This window comes from Spongiibacter nanhainus, from assembly GCF_016132545.1.
In the GTDB taxonomy this organism is placed as follows: Bacteria; Pseudomonadota; Gammaproteobacteria; order Pseudomonadales; family Spongiibacteraceae; genus Spongiibacter; species Spongiibacter nanhainus.
The window spans coordinates 2720645-2735832 of record NZ_CP066167.1 but is presented as its reverse complement, the minus strand read 5'-3'; the positions used below and the strand labels follow the sequence as shown (position 1 = coordinate 2735832).

The window sequence follows — 15188 nt, the reverse complement described above, 5'->3', positions numbered from 1 at the left end:
ACGAGTATTTGAGACCCCATGCCCGATATCGACTGGCCCTCCCTGCGGCGCCAAATTGACCAGTGCTACGGCGCCGACCGCTTTCCACTGCGTCGCAAGTTGCAGCAATTGCAGCGCGATGGTGAACGCGACGATGGCACCGACAAACAGCAACAGCGGGTTGCGCAGTTTGTCCAGCGGCTACAGCGCTCCGTCCAGCGGCGTCAGGATCGCGTTGAGCGCCGCCCGGCCATTCGCTACCCCGAGGAACTGCCGGTCAGCCAGCGGCTGTCGGATATCCGCAAAGCCATTGAGAGCCATCAGGTGGTGGTGGTAGCAGGGGAAACCGGCTCTGGTAAGACCACACAGATTCCCAAACTGTGCCTGGAAATGGGCCGGGGCATCGACGGCATGATTGCCCACACCCAGCCCCGGCGCTTGGCGGCCCGCACCGTGGCCCAGCGCCTGGCGGAGGAGCTGGATACGCCCCTGGGTGAGGGAGTGGCCTATCAGGTGCGCTTTCAGGATGTCAGCTCCCCCAACTCCTATATCAAGCTGATGACCGACGGTATTTTGCTGGCGTCGATCCAGCAGGACCGCTTTCTCAACCAGTACGACACCCTCATTATCGACGAGGCCCACGAGCGCAGCCTCAATATCGATTTTCTGCTGGGTTACCTGAAGACCCTGCTGCCCAAGCGCCCCGATCTCAAGGTGATTATTACCTCGGCCACCATCGACGTGGAGCGTTTTTCCAAGCACTTTGATGACGCCCCAGTGGTAGAAGTCTCGGGCCGCAGTTACCCGGTGGAGTACCGCTACCGGCCCCTGGAAGACCTCAGCGACGATAACGACCTGTCCCAGGGTGTAGAGGAGGTGTTGCGGGAGCTGATCGCCGAGGGCGCCCAGCGCCAGGGTGACACCCTGGTTTTTCTCAGTGGCGAGCGGGATATCCGCGAGGTGGCCAAACACCTGCGTCGCATCGACTTGCCCGGCGCCGAGGTGCTGCCCCTCTATGCTCGGCTCAGCAATGCCGAACAACAGCGGATTTTCGATCTGCGGGGGCGGCGTGGCTGGCGGGTGGTGTTGGCCACTAACGTAGCGGAAACCTCTCTTACCGTGCCGGGCATTCGCTATGTTATCGATGCCGGCACCGCCCGGGTCAGTCGCTACAGCATACGCAGCAAAGTGCAGCGGCTGCCCATTGAGCCGGTGTCCCAGGCCAGTGCCAACCAGCGTGCCGGTCGCTGTGGCCGGGTGGCGCCGGGTATCGCCTACCGTCTTTATAGCGAAGAGGATTTTGATCGCCGCCCGGCATTTACCGAGCCGGAGATTCAGCGCACTAACCTGGCGGCGGTGATTTTGCAGATGTTGCAGCTGGGCCTGGGGGATATCCGCAAATTTCCCTTTGTCGATCCGCCGGACCACCGCCTGATCCGCGACGGCTTTGGCCTGTTGGAAGAGCTGGGTGCGGTCCACAGCGGCAAAAAAGGTCAGCAGGGCAAGCTTACCGAGCGGGGCAAGGCGCTGGGCAAATTCCCGGTGGACCCACGCATCGGTCGGCTGCTGCTGGCGGCGGCAGAGAAAAGCTGCCTGCGGGAGATGCTGATTATCGCCAGTGCCCTGAGTATTCAGGACCCCCGGGAGCGTCCCGCCGACAAACAGCAGGCTGCCGACGAAAAACATCGCCGCTTCTGGCATCCCGAGTCAGATTTTCTCGCTTTTGTGGCGCTGTGGGACTACGCCGAGGAGCAGCGTCAGGCATTGTCTAACAACCAATGGCGCAAACTGTGTCAGAAGGAGTTCTTATCCTGGACCCGGATGCGGGAGTGGCGGGAAGTGCACTACCAGCTGGCGGTCATGTGCCGTCAGCTCAAACTCAAACAAAACCCGCAGCCAGCGGACTACGACAGTCTTCACCAGGCGCTGTTGCCGGGTTTTCTCAGCCAGTTGGCGGTCAAAGGGGACGACCGGGAATACCTGGGGGCCCGCAACCGCAAACTGCGCATCTTCCCCGGCTCCTCCCAGTTTAAGAAAAGCCCCAAGTGGATTGTAGCGGCAGAGCTGGCGGAGACCACCCAGCTCTATGCTCGCTGTGTGGCCAGAATTGAGCCTGACTGGGTATTTGGTATCAACGACTCCCTGCTCAAGCGCAACTACTACGAGCCCCATTGGCAGGCCAAGACTGGCCGGGTCATGGCCTACGAGCAAACCCTGCTGCACGGCCTCACCATCCGCGATCGCCATCGTGTGCACTACGGCCCAATCGACCCGGTGCTGTCCCGGGAAATTCTTATCCGCCAGGGCCTGGTGGAGGGGCGTTATCGAGGGCCGGCCAAGTTCTTTAAGCACAACCGCGCGCTGATCGCCGAGGTGACCCGGCTGGAGGACAAAACCCGGCGGCGAGATATTCTGGTCTCCGACGAGGAATTGTTCCGTTTTTACGACCAGCGCTTGCCGGAGGGCATCACTACCGCCAAGCATCTTGAGAGTTGGCTGAAGAAATCCGCCGGCGCCGAAGCCCTAAAGATGACCCGGGGCGATGTGATGCGTCACCAGGACGACGCCGGTGCCGAGTTCCCCGACCAATTGACCGCCGGGGGCGTCAGTTATCCGCTCAGCTATCACTTTGAGCCGGGCCACCCTGCCGATGGGGTGACTGTGTCTGTGCCCCTGGGGCAGCTGGCGACCCTCCCCGAGGGGCGGCTCGACTGGATGGTGCCGGGGATTCTCCGGGACAAGTGCATTGCCCTGGTAAAAATGCTGCCCAAGGCCCAGCGCAAACAGCTGGTGCCGGTACCGGATTATGTGGACCGGGCTTTACAGCGCATGCAGGTGGGAGACCAGCCCTTGTTGCCGGCCCTGGCCGAGGCCCTGCAGCAGATTAGCAATGTCGATATCGCTTTGACGGATTGGCCGGTGGCGGAGCTGGAAGACTACTACCGAATGAATATCCGGGTGTTGGACGATGCCGGTAAAAAGCTCGCCGCCGGCCGCGATATAGCTCGGCTGCGCTCACAACTGGCGGACCGGGTGCAAAAAAGTATCAGTCAGGAAACCGGCAATCAGTTCGAGACCCGGGCGGTGACTGAGTGGGACTTTGGCAAAATGGCCGACCAACACCGCTTCAAACAAAGTGGTGCCACCCTGACGGCGTATCCCTGCTTGCGAGACAAGGGCGATGCCGCCGAACTGGGCTTGGCGGAGTCCGAGGCCGAAGCCAATCGTCTCAGCGAGCGCGGTGTGCTGCGGCTGTTATTGCTGCGCCTGCCCCAGCAGGTCAAGCAGGCCCGGGGCAAGGTGCTGCGGGGCAACGAACACCAGTTGCAGTTCGCCACGATTGGCGGTGATCGCCACCGCTGGGTGGAGATGATGCTGCTGGCGGCTGCCAGAGATGCCTTCGCCATCAGCGCCGGTAGTCTGCCCCGGCGTGCCGAGGAATTTGATGCCGTCTGGGAGCAGGGGCGCAGTGAATTTGTCGCCACACTGGAGGCCTACGAGGCCTTGATGAAGGAAGTGCTGGCCCTCTATGCCGGCGTTCGCCGGACCCTGAAAAAAGCCAACAACCTGAGCTGGGCCCACAGTGTGGCGGATATTAACAATCAGCTTAGTGCCTTGTTTGAAGGAGAGTTTATTCTTGCGGTCGATAGCGAGCGCTTACAGCAGTACCCCCGTTATTTAAAGGCGGTGCAGCAACGTATCGACAAGTTGCGGGGCCATTTCACCCGGGACCGTCAGTGCACCTTGACTCTGGAGCCGCTTCAGGCCCAGTTGCAGGCGCTGATTGAGCGCAAGGGCGAGGGGATTGCCAGGCACCCGCTGGTGGAGCAGTACCGCTGGCAGCTGGAGGAGTTCCGGGTGTCTTTGTTTGCCCAGGAATTGGGTACCCAGGCACCGGTATCAGAGAAGCGATTGAAAATTCTTTGGAAAGAACTGCAAGAGGCTGTAACAATCACCTGAAGCTGGCGTCTAATCCATGAAAACGGGTTGCCCGTTCTTCACGTAGTGGGGAATAAGGCCGGTCTAATCCAAATTTTTGAGCTATGCTAAACCGGCTGGCGCGGCAACCGCGATCATTTTTATAATCAGGCGGGACACGCCTACGAGGAGTACGACCTATGGCTTCAATGAAAAAATCCTTTAGTAAGAAACCTGTTGCCTCTGCTTTTGGTGCGGCACTTCTGGCAACCGCAATCTCCCCAGCGATGGCTGATAGTAATCCGTTTGCCGCCACTCAGTTGAGTGCGGGTTATCAGCTCGCCGACGCCCATGGCAAAACCGGGGAAGGCAAATGCGGCGAAGCTAAATGCGGTGAAAAGAAAGCCCATGAAGGCAAATGCGGCGAGGCCAAGTGCGGCGAAAAGAAAGCCATGGAAGGAAAGTGTGGTGAAGCCAAATGCGGTGAAGATAAAGCCCGGGAAGGTAAATGCGGCGAGGCCAAGTGCGGTGGTGACAAGAAAGCCTCCGAAGGCAAATGTGGCGAGGCTAAATGCGGCAGCTAATGCCCAACTCCCTTAAACCGGCATCTGCCGGTCTTGGACTGCGGCGCGCCCTGATGGGCGCGTTTCAGTCTCTATCTGGCGATGAGCTGGATTTTGTCGAGGTGGCCCCGGAAAACTGGCTCAAACTGGGCGGGCGTTTTCGCCGGGACTTTGACGAGATTGCCGAACGCTATCCGGTAACCCTTCACGGTTTATCCCTTAATATCGGCGGCTTTGCGCCGCTGGATACCGACTTGGTAACGGCGGTGCGGGATTTTATAGACCGCTATCAGTGCCCCCTTTACAGCGAGCACCTGACCTACTGCGGCGATGAGGGGCACCTTTACGACCTGATGCCGATCCCCTTTACCGAAGAGGCAGTGCGCCACGTGGCCGAGCGGGTCAAGCAGGTGCAGGATATTCTCGGCCGCCCCATGTTGCTGGAAAACGCCTCCTACTACGCCGCACCGGGACAGCAAATGAGCGAGAGCGACTTTATCGCGGCGGTGGCCAGGGAGTCAGACTGCGGCTTGCTGTTGGATGTTAACAATGTCTACGTCAACAGCATTAATCACCGTTACGATCCATTGGGCTTTATCGACGGCTTACCGCTGGAGCGGGTGAGCTACCTGCATATTGCCGGTCACTACGAAGAAGCGGAAGACTTGCGGGTCGACACCCACGGTAGCGATGTGATCGATCCGGTGTGGACCTTGTTGGATGAGGTTTACCAGCGCTGCGGGCCTGTCCCCACCTTACTGGAGCGGGATTTTAATTTTCCACCGATGAGCGAGTTGTTGGCGGAGGTGGCGCAGATCCGCGTTGCCCAGGCCCGTGTGGCATCAGCACCTACCCGTGCAAAGCAGGTGAGGGCGGGCTGAGTGCAAGATTTTCAGCGCGTGCAAAAATCGCTGACCGAGTTTGTCAGAGATCCGCTCGAAAACGCCGGGCCGGCGGGTATTGAATCCCGTCGGCTGGGTATCTATCGAGATCTATTGTTTAAAAACATCGAGGGCTCTTTAAGCAATAGCTTCCCGGTATTGAGAAGCATCTTCAACGATGAGACTTGGCTGCAAATGGTGCGGGACTTTATGCGTCGGCACCGCTGTCAGAGCCCCTATTTTGTCGACCTCGCCGAGGAGTTTCTCGACTACCTGAACCACGAACGCCAGTGCGCCTCTGATCCCGTATTTTTGCGGGAACTGGCCTATTATGAGTGGGTGGAGTTGGCGTTGGATGTGGCAGAAGAAGACCTGCCTCCCGCCCAAGACCTGCCCGATGATTTGCTGAATGCTCCATTGCAGGTGTCGCCCTTGGCCTGGCCCTTGGCCTTTTCATTTCCCGTCCATTTAATCAGTTCCCAATTTCAACCTGCCAAAGCCAGTGACGCGCCAACCTGTATCGTGGTGTATCGCAACCGCAGCGATGAAGTGGCGTTTCTGGAGAGCAACCCAGTGACACTGCGGTTATTGGAATTGCTCGACGCCGATGCACCGACGCCGGCTGCCGCACTGCAGCGTATCGCGGAAGAGATCGGTGGGGAGCCGGCCGCAATTATCGAGCATGGCAAAGCCCTTCTGGCGCAGCTCTTAGAGTTGGATATCCTCTACCTGTAGGGTGGACAGCGTCTTTTATGTCCACCGGATCGAAGCCACGCCGGTGCCCACATCGAGGGTGACGCGGCGGACACAAAACCGGTGTCCGCCCTACGGCCTTGTTCGTACGCTGGATACCCTTCACCTGTAGGGTGGACATCGCCTTTTATGTCCACCGAATCGAAACCACGCCGGTGCCCACATAGAGGGTGACGCGGCGGACACAAAACCGGTGTCCGCCCTACGGCCTTGTTCGTACGCTGGATACCCTTCACCTGTAGGGTGGACATCGCCTTTTATGTCCACCGGATCGAAGCCACGCTGGTGCCCACATCGAGGGTGACGCGGCGGACACAAAACCGGTGTCCGCCCTACGGCCTTGTTCGTACGTTGGATACCCTTCACCTGTAGGGTGGACATCGCCCTTTGTGTCCACCGAATCGCTCCCGAGATGGTGCCCACATCGAAGTGGATGTGGTGGAAACAAAACACCGTGTCCGCCCTACGGTCTTGTCTCGCCTCTGTTACAAACGTGGTGACTTGTCATAAATATGTCGCCAAAGAGTCCCTTTTCTGTCACTTGTCATCGATAGCATGTCGCCAAATGCATAGCGAGGGTGCATCACGGTGACAGAAAAACTCAAATACAAAACCATTTGGCTGTCGGACATCCACCTGGGTTTTAAGGATTGCCGCGCCGAGTATCTGTTGGATTTTCTCTCCCGTGTCGAGTGCGACACGATCTACCTGGTTGGCGATGTGGTCGACCTGTGGGCCATGAAGCGCACGCTGTTCTGGCCGCCATCTCACTATGACGTGGTTCGACGCCTGTTCCACATGGCCAATAGCGGCACCCGCGTGGTCTACATCCCCGGCAACCACGACGAACCTTTCCGGGACTACACCGATAATCTGTTTGGCCCCATCGAAGTAAAACGGGAAGCGATTTACACCACCGTGACTGGCAAGCGTCTGCTGATGTTCCACGGCGATATTCTCGACGAGCATATCCAATTGAGTAAGTGGGAAGACCTGATTGGTGATGCCGCCTACGATTTGCTGTTGTTCTTGAACCGTTGGGCCAACTTTTTCCGTCGCCGCTTCGGTCGTCACTACTGGTCACTGGCTACTTACATCAAGCAGCGTATTCCCAACGCTCGTCAGGTTATCGATGTCTTTGAGGAAGCAGCGGTGCGTGAAGCCAAGCGCCGGGGCCTGGACGGTGTGATCTGTGGCCACATCCACCAGCCGGCACTGAAAGAAATCGACGGCCTGTTGTACTGCAATGACGGCGATTGGATTGAGAACTGCACGGTGCTGGGTGAAACCGCCGAAGGCAAAATGGAATTGCTTAACTGGACCGAGCGCCAGACCTTGTTAGACAGCCTGCATCACGATGGTGAACCGGCCAGCGCCGATATCCTGCCACTGCGCCGCGCCGGTTGAGGAGACAATATGATTTCCGTCGATGCCGTTATTGAAGAACGCTTTCCCCGCTTGGCAACAGGTAATCCCCATATTCGCAAGACCCTCGCGGCTTTGCTGCAGTACCTGTTTCACGAGGCCGAATTCAAGCAGTTTGAAAAGGACTATCCGCATCTACAGGGCCTGGATTTTGTCGAGCAGGTCTTGGATTTCTTTGATTTTGGCTATGCTGTCAGCGCCCTGGATAAGGAGCGCATTCCGGTGTCTGGGCGGGTGGTGATTATCTCCAACCATCCCATCGGCAGTTTGGACGGCTTGGCGCTACTGAAGTTGGTGTCGGAGGTTCGCGGCGACGTCAAAGTGGTGGCCAACGATGTGCTCTACGCCATTAAACCTCTGCGCAGTATGCTGCTGCCGGTGGATAATATGAGCGGCAAAGCCAACCGCAAAGAGAATTTAAAGGCGATTCAGGATCACCTTAAAGGTGAAGGCGCTGTGATTATCTTTCCGGCCGGGGAGGTCTCCCGGTTTAGCCCTGCCGGTATTCGCGACGGTCGCTGGCACAACGGTTTTATCAAATTTGCCGAAAAAACCAATGCGCCGATTCTGCCGGTACATATCAATGCCCGCAATTCGGTGTTCTTTTACGCCCTGTCGATGCTGGCCAAGCCGCTGTCTACGTTGTGGCTGATTCGGGAAATGTTTAAGCAGAACAATCGCACGGTGAGGGTCACTATCGGTCCCGCTATCGAGACCGACTTGCACCGCAATTTGCCGCTGACTGCTCAGGCTAAAGTGCGTCTGTTTAAAAAGCATATTTACAAGCTGGGTAAGCGTCGTCGCCGCGGCGAGCCCTGTTTTATGCCGGAAGCACAGCCGGTTGCCCATCCCGAGGACCGTCAGCTACTGCGCCGGGCGATCCGCCAGTGCGAAAAGCTGGGCACAACGCGGGACGGTATGGAGATCTACTGCTACCAGTACAGCGGTGATTGCGTGATCATGCGGGAGATCGGCCGCCTCCGGGAAATCAGCTTCAGGGCGGTGGGGGAAGGCACTGGCCACCGCAGGGATGTGGATACTTACGACGCTTACTATGACCACATTGTGCTGTGGGATGAAAATCAATTGGAGCTGGTGGGCGCCTACCGATTGAAACGTGGTGCGAGCCTGGAAGGTGATCAGCAGTTTTACAGCGCAACCTTGTTTGACTACGACCCTGGGTTGAGCGGGCCAATATTTGAGCAGGGTGCAGAGCTGGGCCGCAGTTTCGTTCAGCCCCGCTACTGGGGCCGCAGCGCTCTGGACTACCTGTGGCAAGGGGTAGGGACCTACCTTCGTCGCCACCGGGATGTGCGCTATTTGTTTGGTCCGGTCAGTCTGAGCGACAGTATGCCCAAAGCAGCCAAAGATCTGATTGTGCAGTTCTACCAAGCGCATTTTGTCGCACCTGAGCAATGGGCTAGTGCCAAGCTCCCTTACCGCTCCGAGCATCAGCCATCGCCCTTTACCGGTGAGAATTACAATGAGGAGTTCGCGCGCCTTAAAGCTCAGTTGAGCGCTATGGATTGTGCAGTGCCCACGTTGTATAAACAGTACACCGAACTCTGTGAGCCTGGTGGCGTTAGCTTTGCCGACTTTAATATCGACCCGGATTTTGCCGACTGTATCGACGGTTTGGTGATGGTCGATATTGAACAAATGAAGCCAGCCCGTTACAAGCGTTATATTGATAGTTCCGGGCTGCGGTCAGCCGGGCTGCAATCAGCCGGGCCGCAGTCAGCGAGTGATACGGATAGCCACGCGGCCTGAAAAGCAAATAATAAGCTGCGTTAGCTCAAGCGCTGCCTTAAGCAATCAATCAGCCAGCCTGGATCGTCCAGAGGAAGATCGTGCCCTGCATCGGGGTGTGCGATCAGCTGGCCACCATAGTGTTTGGCCAATTCGGCGCTGCATTTCCAGGACACCATACGATCGCCATAGCTGGTGATAAACAGCGGTGATAAAGGCAGAGTCGCCGGCGGCCGAAAGCGGCTAGCGGCAAATAGTTGGCGCAAGGTATTGGCTTTGGTGATGGGGTGACAGTGACGAATGTTTAGCCATTGCTCCAATACGAGATCGTCTTGTTTTGCGCCACTGCCCCAGTCGCGATTGCTGACCATGTTTAAAATGGCCCGCTCCTGATCCACAGGCTTTGTTGAGAGCAGGGCTTTTGCCACATGCCGCACCTGACTGACTTGCAGTCGCTGATACCACGGACTTAAGCGACTGCTGCTATTGATGAGTACGGCAGCGTGAAAGCGTTGCGGATCTGCCGCCAACCAGTCCAGTGCCACCATGCCCCCCAGTGACAGTGCAACGATGCCCATTGGCCTTGTGTGCTCGCCACTAAAGCGCTCTGCGACCTGCTGTCGTATTGCGGGGATGGTCAGCGGTGAGTTGAGGGGATGTTGGTCGCCAAAGCCGGGCAGGTCGAGAAAGTGGCATTGCCAGCCCAGTTGTTCCCTGCAGCCTCGCGCAAACTCTCCCCAGTGAGCCTGTTCCCGGGATAGTCCCCGCAAAAATAGCCAGTGGTGTATCTTTTCCTCTGTCACGGCAGATTCCGATACCACAGGGTTTGTGCTATCTGTTGCATGTGCCGATCGCGTTCGCCACTAACAATCCAGCTGTCTGGGTTGCGTATGGCCGCCAGCAGGAAGTCCAGCAATACCAAGTGGCTGCGCAGCACTCGGGCATGGCGATGGGGCACAGTGGGGTTAAACAGCCCGGCAAAGCTGAACAACTGCCGCGGGTGCTTTTTTACCCACAGCCACGAGCCCATTTCCAAAGTCAGTGGTAGTAAGGTGTGGCCTTGCTGCGTGCCGCGGCGGTGGAAGTAATCCCACATATCGCCGTGGCTGAGGTAGTGCATCGACTGGGGGCCAAAGGCGTAGTTGTGATGGGGAAAGTTGCGCTCCCACAGTAGCTTGAGGGCCATATAGCTGCCGATATCTTCGATGGGCTCCCGCCGATAGGCGTAGGGAATCCACAGGTGATCCCGAAAGCCAAAGCCCGAGTGGAGGTCTACTGCCAGCATGGGCCGCTGGGGCGAGCTGTAGCGGTCTATGACATTTTGCAGAGCGAGGAACTCGGCCTCGACCTCCTGTTCGAAGTGGCCCCGGTGCCAGGGCAGTTTTCGCCACAGGCGCTGCCCACCCACCAGAAAGGGTACTTTGTCCTCGGCATTGATGGGGGCGTGGCGGTTGAGATCGACATGACGGGGATTGCTGCGCCAGTCTTTGAGCATGCCGCCTGGGTTGACGATGGGCAGGGCGACAATGGCGACGTCTTCTTGAAACTGTTGGCGCCAGTGACTATCCCATCGGCAGCGCTCGATCACCGACTCCAGCCACGCCAGCAATACCTGAGTGCCGATGCGTTCCACGCCGTGGATGCCGCCGGTGAGCAGCAGGCAGCAGCGCGCCTTGGTGGGCTCACCGATACAGATAGAGACCACTGGCAGGCGGTAATCATCCACGTCGATCAAGGCCTCAGTGCGGGTGCTCACCCAGTCACCGGCCTGCCGACACAGCTGCTCCAGGGAAATTAATTCCGACAGGCGTCGGTATAGGCGGCCCCGGCACTGATCCAGCACCTCACTCAGTGGTGGAAGGTGGGGGCCTACGGCGCCATCTGCGTGTTCAGTGATTGACTGTCCCAGCTCGCTACTCATACCACAGCAGACAGAGGCTAGCCTGTTTTGGCCAGCGTGAGTGGCGCACGGTCAGTACGTTGCCAGAGACTTTCTACCAGTCCGGCACTGTCGTGCCACTGGCCTTTAAGCAGCCAGTCGCAAATCGCGGCCGCCACATCGGGGTAGTGGCGAGGAGAGTGTTGGGGTTGGCTGGCCAGCCAGTCGCGAATCGCCGCGACTGAAAAATCCTCCATAACGGAGGCGCAACCCAATTGCCGCAGCGCCGCGGCATTACCAAGCTGTTCCGACTGTCCTGCCACCGGCTTGGCCAGGGCGGGAATGCCCATATGCAGACACTCGCTGATTAATTCGAAACCGGCATTACAGATCACGCCGGCGGCGCTGCATAAGTCCGCCTTGAATCCATGCAGGTTGGTCTTGCGCAGCTGAACGTTGCCATCGCTGCCGTCACTTAGATCCGGGGAGTACTGACGGAATTCGTAGCCTTCTAATTGTTGCAGCGTCTGAGTGACCCGCAGCTGATTTTCAAAGGGCAGGTAGACCACGATATGTTGGCCCGGTGTTTTTGCTGGCTTTTCATCCGGGTTGATAATGGGCGGCACAATCGGGGCGTTAAAGTGATGCCAGTGCAGACCCAGGCGATAGCGAGTCGGTGCAAAGTTGCGCATGATCGTGCTGTTGATGAAATCCACGCCCTCTTCGGGAACGTCGGGGTAACCAAAGGCGTATTGGTGACCCACCCCCACTACCGGCTTTTTGTGGATGCGCCCGGCCCATGCGGTGACCGGTTCAAAGTCGGTGACGATAAGGTCATAGCCTGACAGATCCAGGTGTTTTACGTCGCGAATGAACTGCAAGGGGCGCGCTTCACGCAGCGTTTTAAGTGTATCAATCTTGCCGTTGGTAGTGGCAAAAGTCAGTCCCTGGCGGTGTTCGTAGTCACCAAACACTTCCATATCAAAATAAGCACTGGCATCTCGCCCTGAGAACAGGAACTGCACATCGGCTGATCGGGTTTGAAAGTGCTTGGCCATCATCCGGGCGCGGGCGATATGGCCGTTACCGGTGCCCTGGACGCCGTAGAGAATTTTCATAGTTGTACTCGCGGTTCACGGAACATATAGCGCGTCACGTCACGCTCTTGATTGGCTTGCGGTGTCTGCTGATCAAATTAGTATCAGACTGTAGCTCAGGTGGGCGATGCCAATGCCAAGGCCCGCGCCAGCGACGGTGTCGGTGGGGAAGTGCACGCCGAGGATGACCCGAGACGCGGCGACAGCCAGTGCCCAGATAAACAGCGGTGCACCGATAACGCCGTAAAATAATACCGTCATGGTGGCCAGTAAAAACGCCGCAGCGGTGTGGCCGGAGGGAAAGCTGAATTCGTCAGAGGCGATGATTTCAGCGCTGAATGCGGGAATGGCGGCGGGCGGACGGCGACGCCGGCAGGTGTTTTTCAGTACCCAGTAGAGCGGCAGCCAGATCACAAAGGCCAGCGCGGTGGCGGCAAAATACGAGGCACCCAGGTGTGTACCGCTGAGGTAAACCAGTGTCGGCAGCCCCAGTTGCGCATAGCCATCGCCGGTTTTTGATACACTGCGAGCCACGCGCACCAAGGGGCGCTGGAAGCGGGTGTTGACGCAGGCCATAAACATCCTGACATCAAACTGATTGATCGACTGTATTAAGCGCATAGTTTGATCCTCACAGTCAAACAGTACGCTCTGGGCTTTGCGGTTGCGTGACAATACTGTTGCAGATTTGCGACAGTGCAGGGGCGGGGTTTTAGCGGTTTTCTATGCGCAATAGCGCGCCGCGATGCCGTCTGGGCGTATCGATGGTCAGTGGCAGCAGCTCGGCGTGAAAATCCTCAATACAGGCCTCGGCCACCTCGATAAAAGGCGGCCTCAGTGGGTCTGTGATCAAAATTTGCGATACGCCGCTGTCGATACCGCGATTGATTAACTGCCATACCGGCTCCGCCAGCTGATCCCAAAAACAGATATCGCTGGCAATCAATACGTCGATCTCGCTGAGTAAGGCGGCGTCCCAGTCGGCAAACTCGGCTTGCCGCCAGGCCAGCTCGACGTCGTTAAGCCCTGCCAAGGCATTGATATAGGGCCGCACGGCGGGGTCGATATCGGAGGCGGTCACCTCACACGCCTGCTGTTTGGCACAGTAAGTGCTGAGTAATCCCCAGCCACAGCCCACTTCCACAACTCGGCTTCCCGGCGGCAGTGGTTCGCGGCTTAACCAGTCCATCATCAACAGTGCCGAACCCCAGACTTTATGGCCGTGCAGCGTGGTGGCAGGGTGGTCTCGCTTGAGTCGGCGCCGCACCGGGTGGCCCGCCAGCGGGTAATTGATGCCATAGTACTGCCGGAGGTGGGGGCTTGAATGGGGCACAGTAGGTCTCGCCAAACGTCCAATGCTAAAGGTGGGCGGGGTTAGGTAGTATAGGGCTTGGGAATCTCTTCACAACCTGCTGATGCTTGAGGCTTTGCCAGGTTGTGCAGAGCTTCCCCGGCTTTAACGGTGTAAAAGGACGGTGACGTGAGTAAATACGATTACGATATGTTGGTCTTGGGCAGTGGTCCAGCGGGGGAGAGCGCGGCACTCAACGCCGCCAAACACGGCCAGTCAGTGGCCATTGTCGAGTCGCTGCCCTTGGTGGGCGGTGCCTGTACCCATCGCGGCACCATTCCCTCCAAGGCCCTTCGGCATATGGTGCGTCAGGCAATCCGCTTCAATGAAATGCCGATATTTCGCGAAATTGGCGACCCCCGCACACTGACCTATCCCAAGCTACTCAGCCACGCCAAGGACGTGATCTCCCGGCAGGTGTCCATGCGCAGCCGCTTTTACTATCGCAATGGCATTAGGGTGATCAACGGCCGCGGCCGCTTTGAGGACGCCCACAGCATTGCAGTGGTCAACGAAGACGGTCAGGTGGATACCGTCACCGCCGACCGGGTGGTAATCGCTACTGGCTCCAGGCCCTATCGGCCCGCCGACATCGACTTTGATCATCCGCGGGTTTACGACAGCGACACCATCCTGGATATGACCAATACCCCCCGCAAGCTAATTGTTTACGGAGCCGGGGTGATCGGTTGTGAGTACGCGTCGATCTTCTCGGGCATTGGCATCAAAGTGGAGTTGGTCAATACACGGGATCGACTGCTGGAATTCCTGGACGACGAAATTTCCGATGCCCTGAGCTATCACTTGCGCCACCTCGGGGTCATGATTCGCCACCGGGAAATCTACAAGAGCGTTGAGGCCGATGACGCCGGCGTTACCTTGCAGCTGCAATCTGGCAAGCGCTTACAGGCCGACGCACTGCTGTGGTGTAACGGGCGCAGCGGCAATACCGAGGACCTGAACCTGGGCGCGGTGGGGCTTGAGGTGGATCATCGCGGCCAGATTGTGGTGGACGACCACTATCAATCTACCGTCGACAATATCTTTGGCGCCGGCGACGTGATTGGCTGGCCCAGCCTGGCCAGTGCAGCCTACGACCAGGGGCGCGCCGCGGCGGCGTCGGCCCGAGGTAAGGAACAGTGCCGTTTCGTCGATGATGTCCCCACCGGGATCTACACCATCCCGGAAATTAGCTCAGTGGGTAAAACAGAGCGCGAATTAACCGAGGCCCGTATCCCCTATGAGGTGGGTCGGGCCTTCTTCAAAGATACCGCCCGGGGGCAAATTAGTGGCGAGACAGTGGGCATGCTCAAATTGCTGTTTCGTGTCGATACACTGGAGATACTGGGCATCCATTGCTTTGGCGCCGAAGCGGCGGAAATCATCCATATCGGTCAAGCCATCATGAAGCAAAAAAACGGCGGCAATACCCTCCGCTACTTTGTCAGCACGACCTTTAACTACCCGACCATGGCAGAGGCCTACCGCACTGCGGCCCTCAATGGTTTAAACCGACTTTGAAAGCCGGCCTTTGTCATCCAAAAAAAGTCGCCAATACGTACAAATTTTAATTGACACAAAGTGCTCTTGGCC

The 15188-nt window shown here is 57.9% G+C and carries 12 protein-coding genes; 7 read left to right on the top strand and 5 right to left on the bottom strand.

From position 1 onward, the window contains the following. The first annotated feature begins 18 nt into the window (after positions 1-18). The 6 genes from hrpA (at position 19) to olsF (ending at position 9289) form a co-directional block, all read left to right on the top strand. A complete protein-coding gene (gene hrpA, locus I6N98_RS12535) occupies positions 19-3939 on the top strand; it encodes an ATP-dependent RNA helicase HrpA (protein WP_198568690.1) in 3921 nt (1306 codons plus the stop codon). A 158-nt stretch (positions 3940-4097) separates the two neighbouring features. Continuing rightward, positions 4098-4481 carry an HvfA family oxazolone/thioamide-modified RiPP metallophore gene (locus I6N98_RS12530; RefSeq protein ID WP_420496969.1) on the top strand — a complete coding sequence of 128 codons (384 nt, stop codon included), beginning with the start codon at positions 4098-4100 and terminating at the stop codon, positions 4479-4481. Further along, positions 4469-5341: an HvfB family MNIO-type RiPP peptide maturase gene (locus tag I6N98_RS12525; RefSeq protein ID WP_198568689.1), complete on the top strand. Its 873-nt coding sequence runs from the start codon at positions 4469-4471 to the stop codon at positions 5339-5341. The genes I6N98_RS12530 and I6N98_RS12525 overlap by 13 nt, the downstream gene beginning before the upstream one ends. Continuing rightward, positions 5342-6076, top strand: a complete 735-nt coding sequence (locus tag I6N98_RS12520) for an HvfC family RiPP maturation protein (protein ID WP_198568688.1) — start codon at positions 5342-5344, stop codon at positions 6074-6076. It abuts the gene before it with no gap. A 606-nt stretch (positions 6077-6682) separates the two neighbouring features. Continuing rightward, positions 6683-7501: a UDP-2,3-diacylglucosamine diphosphatase gene (locus I6N98_RS12515; RefSeq protein ID WP_198568687.1), complete on the top strand. Its 819-nt coding sequence runs from the start codon at positions 6683-6685 to the stop codon at positions 7499-7501. A gap of 9 nt (positions 7502-7510) precedes the next feature. After that, the gene (olsF, locus tag I6N98_RS12510) at positions 7511-9289 is read left to right on the top strand and encodes a bifunctional ornithine lipid synthase OlsF (RefSeq protein WP_198568686.1); all 1779 of its coding nucleotides are present in this window, start codon (positions 7511-7513) and stop codon (positions 9287-9289) included. Between the two features lie 20 nt (positions 9290-9309). Here olsF and I6N98_RS12505 read toward each other — a convergent pair whose 3' ends face one another. From I6N98_RS12505 to I6N98_RS12485, 5 genes are all read right to left on the bottom strand, one after another. Next, entirely contained in the window at positions 9310-10071 is a 762-nt protein-coding gene (locus tag I6N98_RS12505; RefSeq protein WP_198568685.1) for an alpha/beta fold hydrolase, read from the bottom strand. Then, positions 10068-11189, bottom strand: a complete 1122-nt coding sequence (locus tag I6N98_RS12500; protein WP_198568684.1) for a M14 family zinc carboxypeptidase — start codon at positions 11187-11189, stop codon at positions 10068-10070. The genes I6N98_RS12505 and I6N98_RS12500 overlap by 4 nt, the downstream gene beginning before the upstream one ends. A 17-nt stretch (positions 11190-11206) precedes the next feature. Continuing rightward, on the bottom strand, positions 11207-12265 hold the full coding sequence (locus tag I6N98_RS12495) for an MJ1255/VC2487 family glycosyltransferase (RefSeq protein WP_198568683.1): 1059 nt from the start codon (positions 12263-12265) through the stop codon (positions 11207-11209). Between the two features lie 72 nt (positions 12266-12337). Then, positions 12338-12865, bottom strand: coding sequence for a phosphatase PAP2 family protein (locus tag I6N98_RS12490; RefSeq protein ID WP_198568682.1), 528 nt, complete (start codon positions 12863-12865; stop codon positions 12338-12340). A gap of 91 nt (positions 12866-12956) precedes the next feature. Next, positions 12957-13577, bottom strand: a complete 621-nt coding sequence (locus tag I6N98_RS12485; protein ID WP_198568681.1) for a class I SAM-dependent methyltransferase — start codon at positions 13575-13577, stop codon at positions 12957-12959. Positions 13578-13724: 147 nt separating this feature from the next. Between I6N98_RS12485 and sthA the strand changes: the two genes are divergently transcribed. After that, positions 13725-15116 carry a Si-specific NAD(P)(+) transhydrogenase gene (sthA, locus tag I6N98_RS12480; protein ID WP_198568680.1) on the top strand — a complete coding sequence of 464 codons (1392 nt, stop codon included), beginning with the start codon at positions 13725-13727 and terminating at the stop codon, positions 15114-15116. Positions 15117-15188: the final 72 nt, after the last annotated feature.